The sequence below is a fragment of the Ideonella benzenivorans genome (assembly GCF_020387415.1).
Lineage (GTDB): Bacteria > Pseudomonadota > Gammaproteobacteria > Burkholderiales > Burkholderiaceae_C > Ideonella > Ideonella benzenivorans.
In genome coordinates this window covers 211,604-224,891 of sequence record NZ_JAGWCB010000006.1, presented here as the reverse complement: position 1 = coordinate 224,891, position 13,288 = coordinate 211,604, and the positions used below count along the sequence as shown (strand labels likewise).

The window sequence follows — 13,288 nt, the reverse complement described above, 5'->3', positions numbered from 1 at the left end:
GTCGACCAGCCCGCGCCTGGGCGGAACTCGGCTCAGCCCAGCGCCGTGCCCGGGCGCACCCAGTGGCTCAGCTGCGGGTTGCCGCCGCGGTCCTCGATCACCCAGCCGCCGGAGCGGGCCTCGAAGGCCTGGCGCTCGTAGTCGGCCCGGGCCTGCTTGAGCGGGTCCTGGAAGTCGAAGCCGCGGCTCTTGGACTCCAGGTGCACCAGGCTCAGCAGCGGGCTGTAGACGATGTGCCGGTCCGGAAAGCGCTGGCCGGCGCGCTGGCACCAGTCCACGTCGTTGAAGGTGACCGAGAGCTGGGCCTCGTCCATGCCGCCGGTGGCCGCGTAGGTGGCCGCCGTGCAGGCCAGAAAGGCGCCGGTGACCGCCGGCATGCGGCGAGTGAGCTGCGGGCCCAGCAGGCCCAGGCCATCGTCCACCGGCACGCCCACCGCATCGTGGGCGACGAAGCGCTCCTGGCCGGTCAGCACGCCGGCATGCTGGATCGTCATGTCCTCATACAGCAGGCGCGCGCCCACGGCCAGCACGTCCTCGCGTTCCAGCAGGCCGCGCAGGATGTCGTCCCATTGCGCCGTGAGCATGCGGGTGTCGTTGTTGAGCAGCAGCAGGTGTTCGCCGCGGGCCGCCTCGGCCATGCGGTTGTTCAGCCGGCTCCAGTTGAAGGGCTCGTCGATGCGCAGCACGCGGAAGTCGCCACGCGCCGCGCCCTCGGCCAGGTAGGCCAGGGTCTCGGGCTCGGTGCTGCCGTTGTCGGCCACGACGATGTCCAGCGCGCCGGGGTGCAGGGCCTGCTCACGCAGGGTGTCGATGCAGTCGCGCAGCAGGCCCAGCTGGTCGCGGGTGGGCAGCAGCACGCTGAGCACCGCCTCGGGCCGCTGCGGCGTCCAGCGCACCAGGGGCTTGGGCGAGGCGCCCAGCGGATCGTCCACCCGCTGCCAGCGCCGGCCCTGCCAGGCCGCCGGCAGCCAGGGGGACAGGGTTTCGGGGTCGGCCTGGGCGACCAGGCGTTGCACGGCATCGCCGGGGACCTCCTCCTGTGCCTCGCCAACCCGGCTGAGCAGGAACTGTGGCACATGCACCAGCGCGCCCTGACGGGCCAGGGCCCAGACCAGGGCTTCGCGCGCGGCCGGCGCAGGGCTCAGAGCCCCCTCCGCCGCGGCGGACAGCGCCGGCGCCACCGCCTGCAGGGCGGCGGCCCGCAGCGCCAGGCTGCGCCCCACCCCGTTGAGTTCCAGCATGGCGTCGGCATCGAAGGCCCGGCGCAGCAGGGGCCGTACATGGCGTTCCTCACGCGCTGGCGCCCGGCCCCCCGGGTACAGCAGCGTGTCCTCGTCCCAGTAGAGCGCCGCCGCCTGGGGGGACTGGCGCGCCGCATGCACCAGCCAGGGCAAGGCCATCGGGTCCAGCTGTTCGCCCGCTTCCAGCAGCAGCCACCAGGGGGCAGCGGACGCAGGCAGATCGTCCCAACCCGCCACCCCGCGCACCCGTGGCTCGGCGGCGGCCATCAGGGCCGCCACCTCGGCGACGGCCCGGCCAGCCCCGACGACCACGGCCTGCCAATGTGGCCAGGGTTGGGCCCGCAAGGCATCCACCGTGCGACGGGCCGCGATGGGATCCCCCGCGCCGCCATCGATCAGCGCCATGAAAGCCGGCCCCTCGCTGGCGGCGGGCGGGGTCAGCACGCCCGCCCAGGCACGCTCCTGCAACCAGGGCGGTGGCGGCACCCGGTGGGTGCGGCGGTAGAGGTCGTAATGGTCCAGCGGAAAGGCGGCGTAGCGCAGTGCCTGCGGCACCATCTCGGCCAGCACGTCGATGCGGCGCTGGATCTCCTCCAGCTCCTTGGACAGCAGCTGGGCCACGCCCAGTTGGTCCAGCCGGGAGTTCTCGTAGCGGTAGAGGGCGCCGACGGGGGTGTCGGTGCCCGCCTCGACCAGCTGCAGGTCCAAGGCCTGACCCGCAGGCCAGGCCTGCGGCCGCCAGGGCAGGCGAAAACCGCACAGTCCGCTGCCGCCGATGTGCTCGCGGATGTCGGGCCGCAGGCTGTGGGCCGAGCCGGTGGCGACGAGACGCCCCTGGCAGTGCACGGCCACCCGCAGCGTGGCGCGCTGCTCCGACAGATCGGTGACCCAGCCGGAGATGAACTCGTGGTTGGCGAACTCGATCTTGCCCTGCAGGTCCAGCGCCTCGGGCTGGGCGAGGCGGGCCGCCACCTCGGTGAACAAGCCACCGTGCACGTCCGCCAGCACCTGCACCAGGCGGGGGTGGGTGCACAGGCGCTGCAGCAGGCGCTCGGGGCGCACCCGGCCCAGCGGTTCGCCCCCGGGGCAGCCCAGGCGCTGCCCCATCCAGCGCCAGAGCCGTACGCGGTCCGCCTCGGTGAGGTGGCTGTGCGGCAGCGCGCGCTGCTGGACCAGCGGCGTCAGCACCTTGAGCGCCATCTCCTCGCTGCGCAGCATCTCCAGCGCCATCTCGGCCAGGGGGCGACCGGCGGCGCGGGCGGCCACACCGGGGTCGGGATCGCGCCCCAGACAGGCTCGGTAGAGCTGGAGAACGTCGTCCTCGCTCAGCGCGTCGGAAGGCAGGTCGGGGATCGGAGCGGAAACGTCAGAAGGCATGGGGCGGCCGTGAAAGGGCGGGGAAACCGCTCAGGCCGCGCCGGCCTGCGGAAAGCGGGCCAGCCAGGCCCGGTAGGCCTCGGCCGAGTGCTGGACAGTGCAGTGGGACCGGATGTAGGCGGCCGCCCGGCGCCCCAGCGCATCCCGCAGCGGGGCATGGGTGAGCAGGCTGTCCAGCGTCGCCGCCAGGTGGGCCGGTGCGCCCAGCTCCAGCGGCACCTTCAGCACCACATCGTCTGGGTACTCGCTGGAAGGGCCGAAGTTGTGCACCACCGCGGGCAGGCCCAGCGCCAGCGCCCGAGCCAGGGTGCCCGAACTCTCGCCGACCGTGGGATAGCGCAGGTTGACCAGCGCGTCCGCCGCCACGATGTACTCGAAGAAGTCCGCCTCGGGCGCGTAGCCGGTCACGGTGACCCAGTCCTCCAGGCCATGGCGGCGGATGTGGGCGTCGATGTCGAAGCCGGCGTTGCGCTCGCCCACGATCACGAAGCGGAACTGCCGCCCCCGCTGCCGCAGCAGGCCCAGGGCCCAGAGCGTGGCCTGGATCTGCTTGGGCGGGGTGATGAAGCCCAGCGAGAGGAACAGGAAGGGCTCGGCCGGCAGGCCGCGGCGCTGGCGGGCTTCGGCCTGGGACAGGCCAGACACCTCGTCGACCGCGGGTGAATGATGGTGCGGCACCACGCAGGTGGCCTCACGCAGCTCGACCGGCAGCCGATCGTGGATCCAGTGGTTGTGCACGATGACACCCTGCGCCTGACGCAGCAGGTGGCGGTTGAGCGGCAGGCTCAGCTTCTGCGCCTCGGAAAACACGCCCGCGCGCCGCAGCATGGCCAGGGTGGTGCCGGGGTCGCCATACTCTTCCTGCAACACCGCACGGTAGCCCTCGGCATCGCCGCGTGCCAGGGTGGCGTCCTCGACCAGGTAGTGCAGGTTGAAGTCGTGCTGGACCAGCAGGCCCGGGCGCGCCCGGAAGGCCTGGTAGGCGAACACATGGTCGGCGTTGTTGCCGATCTGGTAGATGTGCGGCAACGCGCGCAGGCCCGGCTCGACCTGGTACTCGGCCAGCGACAGCACCTGCAGCGCATCGCCGCAGTCGGGCAGCTGCGCCGCCACCTCGGGTGAGAGCCCCTCCTCGTTGACCACGGTCACCGGCCCTTGCGCGCACAGCGCGGGCAGCAGCTCGGCGGTGTAGGCCGCAATGCCGGACCTGCGCGGCGGCAGCGGTGAGAACATCACCAGACGCAGCGCACTCATGCTGACTCCGAAGCGTTGGCGGCCGCAGGCCGGGTCTGGACGGCCACGGCCGCCAGGGCTTCACGCTCCTGGTGGGCCAGATCCGCTTGCACCGTGGTGAGCGCGTTCACATAGTCGGTCAGTTGGCGCTTGAGATCGTCGGCGGTGCGGCCGGGCAGTTCATCCACCCGCCCCTGTTCCAGCGCCTGCACCCGCTGCCCCAACCGGATCAGCTCATGCACCATCCAGGCCGGTGTGCCATCGGCGGGCAGTGGCTGCTGGCTGAGAACCGGCTGGGCCAGGCGGGCGCGCAGGTCCGCCAGTTCGGATTGCAGGCTGGCCAGCCGCGATTCCAGCTGGGCCAGTTGGGCCATGCTGGTTTCGATCACCGTGCGCACCGCGTCACCGATGCCCTCCAGGCTCACCCCCGACAGCAGGGCCTGCAGTTCCTGCGACTGGGCGGCGAGCTGCGGCACCCGCAGACGCTCGCAGGCCGCCAGGTAGCTCAGCCGGGCCTGCACCGGATCGGCAGTTCGCGGGGCGGCGGCCTGCTCGGGCGGGAAGTCGTCCTCGAAGCGCACCCCGGTGCGCTTCGAGGAGGCAGAGCCGGCGATATCGCGCAGTACCTCCAAGCGGGCCTCGGGACGCTGGGACAACAGCCAGTGGTAGTGGGCAAACCCCCCCGGGTCCGGCCACTGCCGCTGCAGGGCCAGGTAGGCGTTGATCACGAAGCCCTCGTCATCGCCTTCCAGCAATTCGCTGGCACGGACGGTCTGGGGCGGACGGGGGAGATGGACGTCGGTCACGGGGCAAGGTCCGGGCGGGCGGCCAGGTCGGCCAGGAAACGTTCACGCAGTTGCCGCGTGTTGTCATGGGTGGCCGACAGCTGAGTCGGCAAGGCGGCGAAATCCACCCGCTCGGGATGGGCCGGCAGGCCCAGAAAGGCGGCGCAGCGCGCCAGGGTCTCCAGCGGTTCGGCCACCACCGTCTCGTAGTCCAGCGCCAGCACCCGGTCGGCGGGCAGTTCGGCCATGGCCAGATCCAACGACCGGTCTTCGTCCAGGGTGCGCCGGTGGATCTCGCTCAACTCGGCAAAGTCGTAGGCCACCTGTGCCAGGCGACGGCGACGCCCCTCGGCCAACGCGCCCCGCGCATGCCAGACGCCGCTGCGCTTGGCGCTGAACTTCGAGAGCGTCTGCGCCACCGGATCGCGGCGCAGCCGGATGAAGCGAAACCCTTGTTCGGCCCAGCCTTGCAGAAAGGCCCCGGCCTGCGCCTGCCCCACCGCATCGAACAGGAAATGCGAGATCAGCTTGGTGCCAAAGATGCCATCGACCGCGCCGTGGCGCTGCACCTGGTCGAAGGCCACGTCGGCCGCCACCCCGTGGCGCAGTGCGTAGATCAGGGGCCAGCGCAGATGTTCGCGGGCCGCGCCCAGACCGCCCGCCTCCAGCAGCTCGCACAGAAAGGTGCTGCCGGTGCGCGGCGTGCAGACGACCGCAAAACGGTGCGTGGGCAAGGGCAGCCGTTCGCCCGGCACCGGCAGCTTGCGGTCGGCCACCAGGACGGGGATGAGGGAGGTCCAGCCATACACCGCCAACTCAGGCCGGGCGGCCTGCACCTGGGCCACCAGACCGGCTTCGTCATCGGGCGCATGTGCAAAGACGCGCTTGACCCCCAACGGGATGTCGGCCACGGTGCTGACCGCCGGACACGCGGGCACCCCCGCCTGGGCCGTCAGCGCCTGCAGCAAGGGCGCCGGCGCCAGCAGGCAGGCCTGCGCCCCCCGGTGGACCAGGAACTTGGCCAGGCCACAGTCCTCGCCCGCGTCCAGAACGGTTTTTTTCATCACGGCCTCACCGTCGTCCGAGTCGTGCACCCGTCGGCCCCGCCCTGGCGGTCACCCCGCCAGCACCGGTCGTTCATAGCCGTGGCGTTCGATCAGCAGCCATTCGCGCTCGGCCACCCAGTCCAGGCACTGCTGATCATAGTAGTGGGCAAAGGGATGGGGCCGCGAGGAGCGGTTGGTCGGCGGGGCCTCACGCAACGCTGCGCACTGGGCCGGCGACAGGGGCTGCCCCAGGGTCTCGCCCAGCGCGATGAGGTCCTCCGCCACCCGGTGCAGACGGATCATCTGGGTCGGTTCGAAATGCGTGTCCACCCACCGTCGAAAATCGTCGACCGTGGCAACCTCGTCGGACAGGTTGTCGACCCCGCTGGTGAACAGGCGCAGGTAACGGTAGGTCATCAGCCCGCAGCCGAACTGGCCGACCCGGGACTTGTTGAAGCCCATCTGCACCGTCAGGCGCATCTCGGGCAGGCAGACCGCCCGCAGCCACTCCCGAAAGCCCTGGGCGCTGCCGACATCGGCGTACCAGACGTCATGGGCCCGCACCGGCGTGAGCTGCGCCACCGGCAGGTCGCCGTGCAGGCGCTGGCGCTGCTCGATCAGCAGCAGGCTGCGCTTCCAGGCCTCGGGATCGACCAGCCGGTTGTACAGGCTACCCCGCCGCTGGCAGCCGTAGGACCACAGCGACAGGTACCAGGACCAGGGATCCCGGATCGAGCCGATGACGGCCCGGCCGGAGGCCAGCATTTCCGGCGTGGGCTTGTTGTGCTTGCCCTCGTTGACACCGCCGAACAGGGCCTGGAGCTGCTGCTTGATGTGGGTGGAGCCGGTCTTCTGCAACTCCACGAACAGGAACTTCTCACCAATCAGCATGCCGTGCCCCTCCTGCGGCGTGTGTGGATCGGCCGCGGCTCAGCTGGCGCGACCGTAGGTGTCCTGGAAGCGGACGATGTCGTCCTCGCCCAGGTAGCTGCCGGACTGGACCTCGATGAGCTCGAGCTCCAGCTTGCCGGGGTTGGTCAGCCGGTGCACCTCGCCCAGCGGGATGTAGGTGCTCTGGTTCTCGGTCAGCAGCAGGGTCTTGTCGCCGCAGGTGACCTCGGCGGTGCCACTGACCACGATCCAGTGTTCGGCGCGGTGGTGGTGCATCTGCAGGCTCAGCGAGGCACCGGGGCGGACCAAGATGCGCTTGACCTGGAAGCGCCCGCCATGGTCGATGCTGTCGTACCAGCCCCAGGGCCGGTGCACCTTGCGGTGCAGCGTGTGCTCGTTGCGCCCCCCGGCGCTGAGCTGGGAGACGATGTGCTTGACGTCCTGGCTGCGCGCACGGTCGGTCACCAGCACGGCGTCGGGCGTTTCCACCACCACCACATCGTTCAGCCCCACCACGCTGACCAGCCGGCTGGTGGCGTGCACCAGGGTGTCGCGGGCATCCTGCAGCAGCACGTCCCCCTGGGTGACGTTGCCGGCCTCGTCCTTGGCGCCCACCTGCCAGACGGCATCCCAGGCGCCCAGGTCGTTCCAGCCGGCCGCCAGCGGCAGCACGCGGATGTCGAAGGCGCTGCCGGGGCATTTCTCCAGCACCGCATAGTCCACCGATTCGGAGGGCACCGCGGCAAAGGCCTCCTTGCCCGGGCGCACGAAGACACCGTCCTGCTCGCGCGCGGCCCAGGCCGTGCGCACGGCACTGGCGATGTCGGGGCGGAAGGCTTCCAGCGCGGCCAGCCAGACGGAGGCCTTGAGCACGAAGATGCCGCTGTTCCAGGTGTAGCCGCCTTCGGCCAGGTAGCGCTCGGCGGTCGCGCGGTCGGGCTTCTCGACGAACTGGCGCACCTTGGCCACTTCGCCCGGCTCGGCCGCCGCGGCCCGGATGTAGCCGTAGCCGGTCTCGGGACGGTCGGGCGTGATGCCCAGGATCACGATGGCGCCACCGGCGGCCACCCGCACCGCCTCGCGCAGCGTGCTGGCGAAGCCGGCCTCGTCGGCCACCGTCTGGTCGGCCGGGGTGACCACCAGCACCGGGTCCTGCCCGCCCGCCGTCGCCTGCAGGGCCGCCAGGGTCAGCGCCGGAGCGGTGTTGCGACCCACCGGCTCCAGCAACACGGCCGAGGGCGTCTGCTGGAGTTCACGCAGCTGCTCCAGCGCCAGGAAACGGTGCTCGCCATTGCCCACCACCAGCACCGGCTGGGCGGCGATGTCGTCGCTGGACAGGCCCGCCAGACGGCGCGCGGCCTGCTGGAACAGACTGTCATCGCCCGACAGAGCCAGGAACTGCTTGGGGAAGCCCGCGCGCGAGAGCGGCCACAGCCGGGTGCCACTGCCACCGGCCATGATCACGGGTTGCACAGGAATCTGAGAAATCGACATGGTGAGCATTCCTTGGGTCTTGTCGGGCAGTGTACGAGAGCCCCATGTCGGTGCAATCCCACGGGGCGCCGGGGCAGCAGCTTACGCAAGAAGCACACCCCGCCCGGTGCCGCATCGCCCCCGGCACCGCAAACATCCCCTCGCCAGACGACATCAGGCGGGCCGCCCCCCGCCCAGCCGCCGCGACAGCCAGCGCGCCAGGCGGGCCCGTTGCGCGTCGAACTCGGCGTCCAGCGCCTGCCGCGTGGCGGCCGCCTGGGCCAGCAAGCCGTCCAGCCAGGCCTGGCGCGGCCCGGCCAGCCACTGGCTGAGATCGGTAGCCAGGGCCTCGGCCGAGGCGGACACGGGCAACTGCCAGACCTCGCCAAGCCCCTGGATGCCCGCCGGGGTGGACAGCACCGGCCGACCAAAGGACAGCGGCTCCACCGTCTTGATCTTCAAGCCGGTCCCGCCGACCATCGGGTTGATCGCGACATCGATGGCGCCATAGAAGGTCTGCAGCTCCTGCACGAAGCCCATCTTGGCCATGCCGGGCTGGTCCGCCAGATGCCGACAGATGCCCCCGGCCACCAGCAGCCGGGCGGGAGGACGATCGGCCTGGGCCTGCCAGGCCTGCAGAAAGGCCCGCATGCTGCGGATGTTCCAGTCGTTGCCGCTGCCCAGGTAGCCCAGCACCAGCGGCCCACTGGCCCCCCGGGGCCCGAAGGGCTGCTCCTGCGGCTCCAGATAGGGCAGGAAGAGGATATTGGCATGGCCGCGCGCGGCCATCACCCGGGCCTCGTCGCGCTGGATGGCCAGCACCGCATCGGCCAGGCGGAAGGCCCGGTCCTCCTCCGCGCAGGTGGTGCTGAACCAGGCCGGGGTCAGCCCGGCCTGCCGGTAGGCCTCGGCCCGGTCGGCGAACACATCGTGGCTGTCGAGCACCTTGACGACGCTCGGACCGAAATGGGCCAGCAGCGGGGCATACCAGATGTAGTTGACATGCACGACCTGGTAGTCGCGCAGGCGGTGCATCTCCTGCGCCACGGCAGGCAGTTGCGGGTCGTACCAATCCGCCAGACGGCAGACATGGTCCGCACCGATGCGCTTGGTGGCCCTCGAGGACACACAACGCACCAACCCGAAGCGCTGCTGCAGGGCACGCGAGAGGCCCGGGTCCAGCCCTTCCTCGGCGTGGTAGAGCACGTCCACCGTGCACCCCAGCCCTTCATACAACCGCACCAGCTGCATGATGCGCCGGGCATTGCCCTGGTCGGCCGGGATCAGCCGGTTGAAGGTGACCAGCAGCACACGAGGCGCTCGCGAAGCCGAAACCTGCATCATGCGGCGAACTCCCAGGCCAGGGCCTTCACCTCAGCGCCATCCTGGTACGGCAGGGCATGGGCCGGCAGTACCCCCTGCAGGCAGGCCCCTTGCCCCGGCGCCAGCGCCGGCAGAAAGGCCTCCAGCAGTTGCCCGTGGTGCGTGCTGCGCACCCGGGCCGTCAAGGCCGCGCCCCCCGCCAGCACCAACGAGGCCTCCGTCAGGCGCACGGCCAGCCCCCCCCATTGCAGCCGCAGTGTCAACGGCCCCGTCCAAGGGCGCAGCAGGCCGAAGTTGCCCCGCCGGTCGGCCAGGGCCCGTCCCCAGATCGTCAGGCGCTGGCGCACCATTTCCGAGGGCGCCACCATGGCCTGCATGGGGTCCACCAGCAGCCGCCATCCCGGTTGGGGTTGATGCACCCGCTGCAAGGCCAGGCCCCGCTGGCCCAGCGCCTCACACCAGCCGTCCAGCCCCCCGGCCCGCCCCCAGCCCGTGGCTTCGGCGCGCAGGCACAGGTCGGGCGAAGCCAGGCCTCGCCAGCCCGCGGGCATCGGCAGCTCACGCAGGCCAACCGCGGCGATCAGGCCCATGCAGGCAGCCCAACCGGCGTCGCCGGTTGGGCCCCACAGCAGCATCTCACCAGTGTGGCCGCCGTCTTTCGGCCAAGACTGCAGCGCAGGCAGGCGATGGGCCGCCGACACGGACATCACCCGCAGATCGGCCCGGCGCCACAAGGCTGCGAGCTCCGGTCCATCCCGTGTGCCCTCCAGACGCGGCCGCAGATCGGGCCGGCAGCCTGGCGAGCGGCGCATGTCGCCCGGGTGAGGACCGGCCACATGCACGCCCACCAGCGTGGTCAGCGCATCCAACAGGGGCCAGCCACGCGGCACCGCCTCGGCCAGCACCACCAGCGACGATGGCGGCGCACCGTGCAGGGCCAGCCAGGCGTCCAGCCGCAGGGCCACATCCGGTGCCACCGCGCTCATCGCCCCAGCTCCGCGGCACAGCGGTGCAACCAATCCCGCAAGGCCGGGTAGAGCGCCGCGGGACTCAGCGCCGCCTGACGGTCCACCTCGGCCTGCTGGCGCGCCTGGCGCTCGGCGGGCGACAGGGGCGGCTCAGCGGCCAACGCCCGCATCGCCCCGACCAGGCTGTCCACCAACCAGGCCCCCACCCGCAGGGGGGTGACCAGGGGAGAAGAGAACTCCGGGTAGGCGCCGATGTCCACCGTCAACACCCGCGCGCCCCCCAGCGCGGCGCGCGGCAGGATGCCGGAGGACTCGCCATAGGTCGGGTAGCGCAGCACCAAGCTCAGGTCGGCGCGCGCCAGCAGAACATCGAGGGCCTGCGCATTGAGGTAGCCCGTCACCGTGGGGCCGCCCCCGGTCGGCCACCAGTCGGCAATGCGTCGGGACAGCGCGTATTCGTCCGGCCGTTCCTCGCCGGCGAACAGCAGTTGCAGCGGGAGGCCTTCGGCCTGCACCTGGCGGAAGGCCGCCAGGATCTCGTAGAGCATCTTGTTGCCCGTCAGAAAGCCGGGGACCAGCAGCAGCCGCGCCTCCTCCGTCACGCCGTGACGGGCCAGCACCTCGGCCACCCGGGCCGGCGGCAAGGGCTCGGCCGGTGCGACGAAGTGCGGCAGGCGGGTCAGGCGTGCCAGAGGCAGGCTGGGTACCGCCCCCAGCAGCCGCCCTTCGGCATAACGGGTGTGCACCAGCACCCCAGGCGCGTCCTGCAGCAGGCGGCGCAGCATCAGGCATTCCTGGTACAGCAGGCCGGGCGTGCGGGCCAGGGAACCATCTCGTCGCACGAAGGCGCGCGGCACCGCGTGGCCGTCGTCGGCCAGCCAGCCGTCCATCAGCGTGCCCATCCAGCCCTGCTCGGCCGCGAGTTGATGCAGATAGAACAGCGAGATGTCGTGCAGCAGCACCGCGCCCCGGCAGCCCGGCAGATGATCCAGCATGTAGACGCAGTCGCTGTTGTTGCCCAGGTTGTAGAGGACCAGCGCCTCCGGGTCAGGCTGGCGGGCCCGGAACCCCGCTTCATCCAGCACCCGCCAAGGTGCGGCGGCCGGCCGGGCCGCCTGCACCGCCGACGCCTGGTCGGACGCAGCCACCACCCACACCTCGTGCTCGGCCGCCAGGCGGGGCAGATAAGCCATCAGGTAGTCGGCCAGCCCATTACGCTGCGGCGGCATGGGCGAGAACACATACAGCCGACGCGGTCCGCGGGCCCCGGACTGCGCTGCCGTCATGGTGTCGAATCGGCGGGCGGTGACGGCTCGGCGGCGGCCAGCGCCAGCCGCAGGCGCGCATCGATCTCGCGCTCCAGGTGGATGCGCTGCATGCCCAGCATCTCGGAGCAGATGCCCACGATCTCGCTCTTGAGCAGGTCCAGCGGCGCCGCGCCCGTGCCGCCCTCCGGCGGGCTCAGCAGCAGGCGCTTGAGAAACTGCACCTCGGTCTCCAGGGCCTGCAAGCGCTGGGCGGGATCGCCTTCAAAGGCCGCCCCCAGACGGATCGGGTAGCTGGCCAGGGGTTGCCCCTCCCGCCCCGTCAGCTGCAGCAGATTGGCACCCGCCTGCAGAGACTCGGCAGCCAGCGGGATCTCGAAGCGGTGCACGCCGGCCTCGGCCGGCTCCCCCAGCCAGGGAACGGGCTGCGCCGGCCCCTCGTTGAAGCGCACACACAGCGGTGGCCGGTGCCCCAAGCCCAGGCGGTCCCTCACCTCCCCCAGAAGCGAGCCGCCCTCCACGCCCTGGAAATGCACCTCGTAGAGCAAATCCACCGGCGCGCCATCGGTCAGCGCCAGCACCGCCGCGCCGCCGGCCAGTGAGGTCTCCAGCAGGCATCGGCCCTGGCTGTCCTGCACTGCCAAGGTCAACGGCGCCGCACTCAGGTGAGATGGCAGCAGCCGCCGCTGTGGGATGCGCAGCGCAAACCCGCTCTGCTCGCGGGCCGGCACGGGCAGGCTGGCCCAGGCCTCACCCAGCTCGAACACCGACCGGTTGGCCACCGCCGACACCAGCGGCAGACCGTCCAGGGTCAGCGTGACGCGCTCATAGAGCACATCGTCGGTGGCAGGAAGGGCAAAGCCCAGCACCTGCCCCCCCGCCCAGTCGATGCAGGCAGCACCCGCCACGCTCGGGCTCATGGCGTCTCCTCGAACACATCCGGGTCACCCCCCGTCGTGGCCACGGGCTGCACATGCATCGACGCCTGCATCCCCCGCAAGGTGATGGTGCCACGCCCCGCCGCCGGGAAGATCAGATGCAGGTCCAGCACCTGCAGCGATGCCGGCTGAAGCCACCCCAGGTCCAGCGACAGCTGCACCGGCTCACCAGCCTCCACCCCGGCTTGGCTGACCTGCAGCTCTCCTCCTTCGCTGCGCCAACTGCACCGGACCTGCAGCGCCTGCGCCGGCAGTCGCTCGTGTTCAGCCCACAGCACCAGCCGCGTCTGGCCTGGCAAGACCGTCTCCAGCAGTGGACGCAGGTCGAACACCAGCGACATCCACTCCCCGTCGAAATCGGCGAAGTTGATGCGGCAGGCATAGCGCGGGGCCCCCACGCCAGAGACCGGGGCCTGCACCAGTTGCAGCACGCCCTGGTGCTCGCCCACGTAGAAGATGGCTCCTGGCCCCAGGGCCGTGCCGGAGGCTGGCTGCAGACGCACGGGCTCCACCAGCGGCAGCGAGAACAGTGCAGGCCCCCAGTCCTCCCCATGGGCCGGGGCCGGGACGGCCTCAGCCACCTCGCCAGCGGCCAGCCCGCACAACGCATCCACAGTCTGGTTCAGACGCCGCTGCAGGGACCGCAAGGTCAGCGTGAGTTCATGCGCCCGTGCCAGGCGCGGCGTGTCGGCAGAGTCGGGCATGGCACTCCGAAGCAAAAGAATTCCCCATGGCCATCGGAACGACG

Annotated in this window: 11 protein-coding genes; all 11 read right to left on the bottom strand. The window is 71.3% G+C overall.

What is annotated here, in order from left to right:
* Positions 1-32: 32 nt before the first annotated feature.
* The 11 genes from KGA65_RS01895 to KGA65_RS01845 all read right to left on the bottom strand — a co-directional run bounded on the left by KGA65_RS01895 (position 33) and on the right by KGA65_RS01845 (position 13,244).
* Entirely contained in the window at positions 33-2,618 is a 2,586-nt protein-coding gene (locus tag KGA65_RS01895; protein ID WP_225861446.1) for a glycosyltransferase, read from the bottom strand.
* Between the two features lie 30 nt (positions 2,619-2,648).
* Positions 2,649-3,872 (bottom strand): glycosyltransferase family 4 protein, encoded by a 1,224-nt coding sequence (locus KGA65_RS01890; RefSeq protein ID WP_225861445.1) that lies wholly within the window; start codon positions 3,870-3,872, stop codon positions 2,649-2,651.
* Positions 3,869-4,657 carry a hypothetical protein gene (locus KGA65_RS01885; protein ID WP_225861444.1) on the bottom strand — a complete coding sequence of 263 codons (789 nt, stop codon included), beginning with the start codon at positions 4,655-4,657 and terminating at the stop codon, positions 3,869-3,871. The genes KGA65_RS01890 and KGA65_RS01885 overlap by 4 nt, the downstream gene beginning before the upstream one ends.
* Complete coding sequence (locus KGA65_RS01880; protein ID WP_225861443.1) at positions 4,654-5,700, bottom strand: sulfotransferase family protein; 1,047 nt, start codon at positions 5,698-5,700, stop codon at positions 4,654-4,656. The genes KGA65_RS01885 and KGA65_RS01880 overlap by 4 nt, the downstream gene beginning before the upstream one ends.
* A 51-nt stretch (positions 5,701-5,751) precedes the next feature.
* Entirely contained in the window at positions 5,752-6,573 is an 822-nt protein-coding gene (locus KGA65_RS01875) for a hypothetical protein (protein ID WP_225861442.1), read from the bottom strand.
* Between the two features lie 39 nt (positions 6,574-6,612).
* Positions 6,613-8,067: a mannose-1-phosphate guanylyltransferase/mannose-6-phosphate isomerase gene (locus KGA65_RS01870; protein WP_225861441.1), complete on the bottom strand. Its 1,455-nt coding sequence runs from the start codon at positions 8,065-8,067 to the stop codon at positions 6,613-6,615.
* A gap of 153 nt (positions 8,068-8,220) precedes the next feature.
* Entirely contained in the window at positions 8,221-9,390 is a 1,170-nt protein-coding gene (locus KGA65_RS01865) for a glycosyltransferase (RefSeq protein ID WP_225861440.1), read from the bottom strand.
* On the bottom strand, positions 9,387-10,355 hold the full coding sequence (locus KGA65_RS01860; RefSeq protein ID WP_225861439.1) for a hypothetical protein: 969 nt from the start codon (positions 10,353-10,355) through the stop codon (positions 9,387-9,389). The genes KGA65_RS01865 and KGA65_RS01860 overlap by 4 nt, the downstream gene beginning before the upstream one ends.
* Complete coding sequence (locus tag KGA65_RS01855; protein WP_225861438.1) at positions 10,352-11,566, bottom strand: glycosyltransferase family protein; 1,215 nt, start codon at positions 11,564-11,566, stop codon at positions 10,352-10,354. The genes KGA65_RS01860 and KGA65_RS01855 overlap by 4 nt, the downstream gene beginning before the upstream one ends.
* A 53-nt stretch (positions 11,567-11,619) precedes the next feature.
* Positions 11,620-12,522 carry a hypothetical protein gene (locus KGA65_RS01850; RefSeq protein WP_225861437.1) on the bottom strand — a complete coding sequence of 301 codons (903 nt, stop codon included), beginning with the start codon at positions 12,520-12,522 and terminating at the stop codon, positions 11,620-11,622.
* Positions 12,519-13,244 carry a hypothetical protein gene (locus KGA65_RS01845; RefSeq protein ID WP_225861436.1) on the bottom strand — a complete coding sequence of 242 codons (726 nt, stop codon included), beginning with the start codon at positions 13,242-13,244 and terminating at the stop codon, positions 12,519-12,521. Before KGA65_RS01845 ends, KGA65_RS01850 begins: the two co-directional genes overlap by 4 nt.
* Positions 13,245-13,288 lie beyond the last annotated feature (44 nt).

Excerpts from the sequence above, each read along its gene's own strand:
- KGA65_RS01895 (WP_225861446.1), bottom strand. The coding sequence starts at position 2,618 with ATGCCTTCTGACGTTTCCGCTCCGATCCCCGACCTGCCTTCCGACGCG.
- KGA65_RS01890 (WP_225861445.1), bottom strand. The coding sequence starts at position 3,872 with ATGAGTGCGCTGCGTCTGGTGATGTTCTCACCGCTGCCGCCGCGCAGG.
- KGA65_RS01880 (WP_225861443.1), bottom strand. The coding sequence starts at position 5,700 with ATGAAAAAAACCGTTCTGGACGCGGGCGAGGACTGTGGCCTGGCCAAG.
- KGA65_RS01875 (WP_225861442.1), bottom strand. The coding sequence starts at position 6,573 with ATGCTGATTGGTGAGAAGTTCCTGTTCGTGGAGTTGCAGAAGACCGGC.
- KGA65_RS01870 (WP_225861441.1), bottom strand. The coding sequence starts at position 8,067 with ATGTCGATTTCTCAGATTCCTGTGCAACCCGTGATCATGGCCGGTGGC.
- KGA65_RS01865 (WP_225861440.1), bottom strand. The coding sequence starts at position 9,390 with ATGATGCAGGTTTCGGCTTCGCGAGCGCCTCGTGTGCTGCTGGTCACC.
- KGA65_RS01860 (WP_225861439.1), bottom strand. The coding sequence starts at position 10,355 with ATGAGCGCGGTGGCACCGGATGTGGCCCTGCGGCTGGACGCCTGGCTG.
- KGA65_RS01855 (WP_225861438.1), bottom strand. The coding sequence starts at position 11,566 with ATGCCGCCGCAGCGTAATGGGCTGGCCGACTACCTGATGGCTTATCTG.
- KGA65_RS01850 (WP_225861437.1), bottom strand. The coding sequence starts at position 12,522 with ATGAGCCCGAGCGTGGCGGGTGCTGCCTGCATCGACTGGGCGGGGGGG.
- KGA65_RS01845 (WP_225861436.1), bottom strand. The coding sequence starts at position 13,244 with ATGCCCGACTCTGCCGACACGCCGCGCCTGGCACGGGCGCATGAACTC.